Source organism: Desulfosporosinus sp. Tol-M2 (genome assembly GCF_059735615.1).
The window spans coordinates 1-2695 of sequence record NZ_JCAIJG010000199.1; the positions used below are offsets into that span (position 1 = coordinate 1).

Here is a 2695-nt window from a genome sequence, read left to right on the forward strand (position 1 = left end):
TCTGACCTCTGACCTGTAACCATCCTATATCATTGAACAATATCGCAAAGTCCTTTATTATGTTCATTCAAATTGGATAGTAACATTATTATTTATAAAAAACTCCCCTCACTAGGAGGAGAGGCGGAGGAAACTCATTTAACATCACCATTATCTTTTTTTTGAAGTTGCGCAAGTACTCGACTGATACTAGGTGGTAAGGGCACCCCGAGGATTCCTAAGTTCTCCGTCACCGATATCCCTTCTCTTGCTACATAAAAGTAAATAGCTAATGTTCGAAGAATCGGCTCTTGGTTATCAACCATTCCGTCGAGCAGGACCGCTACAACTACAACAGCAAGAATAAGACCCTTTCGGATTCCTCCCCAGAACATTATCTCACTGTTCACTTGTTTGTTTTTTATTGCACCGAGGAACCCTGTCAAGTAATCGATAACCATGAGAACAACCAGTACTTTCAGGGCAGCGTCCCACCCTCCCAAACAGGAGCAAAGGATAGTTCCCACCGAGGCAGTTAAAGTACTAAACCCAAACTCTTTTACATTCATAATTTTGCAATCCTTTCAGGTACATCGACGTCGGAGATAGGATACACAATATTCGAGTAGCCTTTCCTAACAATTAAGTTATGCGAGCATGCCCTTTATTGTCACATGGCTAAAAAGCTCCGGTGAGCCATTACCCACTGCACCTAGGTCATAACCACCATGATCAGGAGCCAGACAACTTTTCGCTAATCATTCCTTCTTCATTGTATTCAAAACGATTGGACAAGGTTACAAAGGGCCTTAGTTCAACCGATAACTAAGGCTTTACTTTTTAAATAATAAATCCCCCTCCCGAGGAGGGGGATATGAATCAATGTTCTTAGAAAATGAAACTCCATATCTAATCCTTATTCGCTTTTTTTCATCAGCATTACTTGGTACCTATGTAAAACAACATCCAACTCTTGGCTTGCAGCCAGGACTTCCGGATCTGTAAAAGATTTACCCTCTTTTATCTTGATCAGGTTTAAACGTAATTCTTCGATTTGCTCTATTAGCTCTTCGAGTCCAGACAATATATATCCCTCCTCAAATGCTATGGGATTAGTATGTCCGAACAATCTAGACACATGTACCAAGGTGATCTAAAAATAAGTACTATGCAAATAATATACCCCTGCGATTCCGCCTGGGATTGCACACGCTATAATGTATGCGAATATCGTTGGTTTGATTAGATCCTTCCACATAACAATTTCACCTCAAGGATTAGTCTGCCCACCAATCACATTCAAATACCATCGGTCAATCTAAGGATATAAAAGAACGTCCGTAACATCATCTGCCGGGCTAGTGCTATAATCCGTCGGAAAAATAATATAAAAAGTTGTCCCCGTTTTATCTGATTCAAACTTAAAACTCGCTTTATGTCTTTGGGCGATTTCCATTGAAATGGCCAGACCGAGGCCTGTTCCAGTGTCTTTCGTCGTAAAAAAGGGAGTGCCTATTTTATCTTGTATTTCTCGAGGTATTCCTGTCCCTTGATCTTTGATAGCTAACGTAACCTTATCTCTTTTAAGATAGGTGCTAATCATTACCCTTCCATGTTCAGGGGTAACCTCCAGACCATTACGTACCAGATTTAAAATAAGTTGTATAATTTCGTTTTCATTCATCATTATTTCCGGTACTAGAAATAAATCTAAAACAACTTCTTTATTATTATTAAAGGCATCTGCCTGAAGCAAAGGAAATATATTATCGATAACTTCATTTATATTTTGTCTTTTAATATTATCCGAGTTTGCTTTAGCTAAAGACAAAAAATCAGTAATAATCGCGTTAGCCCTATCAATCTCAGAAACCATCAAATCCAAATATTCTTTATCTTGCACGTATCCAGGTCTTGTCCCAAAAATTTGTAAGAATCCTTTGACTGTCGTAAGTGGATTTCTTATCTCGTGACTTAGTCCGGCTGCTAGCTGACCGATAAGGTTAAGTCTTTCCAACCGGGCATACTCATAATGTTGTCGTTTTAACTCCGTAATATCCCTAAAAAAAACTGTCAGCCCTTCATTAAATGGATAAGCATGATATTCATAGGACTGATCCGTCATCATAAATCCTTCAGCTTCCCAATGAACAGCTTCGTCTTGAAACATCGCTGCTTGCAGTTTGTCATAAGTTAATGAGCCTATAGCCTGAGGGAATACCTCCCAAATACGTTTTCCTAATAGTTCAATCCTGTCCGCACTAATAAGTTTTTGTGTTTCATTGTTAGCAAATGTAAACTCCCAACATCGATTTAATGCAAAAAAACCATCGGAAATACCTTCCATGATTTCAATTGTTCTATGTTTCGCTGATTCCAATTGTAAGTTGATTTGTCTTAAATCATCTGTATAACCCGCAATTTTTATTAAAACAGGTTTTAGTTCAGGTAATTTATTCAAAATCTGTTTTTGTTCGTGCTCATGCTCATGCCCTACTTCATTATTAAAGATAATCTTGGAAAACTTATCTAAATATAATTCAAGCTGCTTAATATGTTTCCTGAGAAAAAATATAATTATAACAGATAAGCTTAAACCTAAAATAATAATCTGACTTAATTCATGAAAAGACTCTGAAACAAAATTAGTATTTTTAGTATAAACTAAAACATAACCAACTAATTTATCTTTATTATAAATAGGCAAGTTAAGATA

The 2695-nt window shown here is 37.1% G+C and carries 3 protein-coding genes; all 3 read right to left on the reverse strand.

Features of this window, described 5'->3' with window-relative positions; genetic code table 11:
• Positions 1-134: 134 nt before the first annotated feature.
• The gene (locus tag AC6I5A_RS14210; RefSeq protein WP_034617528.1) at positions 135-548 is read right to left on the reverse strand and encodes a phage holin family protein; all 414 of its coding nucleotides are present in this window, start codon (positions 546-548) and stop codon (positions 135-137) included.
• Between the two features lie 347 nt (positions 549-895).
• Entirely contained in the window at positions 896-1063 is a 168-nt protein-coding gene (locus AC6I5A_RS14215; RefSeq protein ID WP_034617532.1) for an aspartyl-phosphate phosphatase Spo0E family protein, read from the reverse strand.
• A gap of 234 nt (positions 1064-1297) precedes the next feature.
• Positions 1298-2695 (reverse strand): two-component system sensor histidine kinase NtrB (locus AC6I5A_RS14220; protein ID WP_034617534.1); only part of this gene is annotated, 1398 nt, incomplete at its 5' end.

What these genes read in the sequence shown, in the direction of transcription:
- AC6I5A_RS14210 (WP_034617528.1), bottom strand. Translation starts at nt 548, where the DNA reads ATGAATGTAAAAGAGTTTGGGTTTAGTACTTTAACTGCCTCGGTGGGA.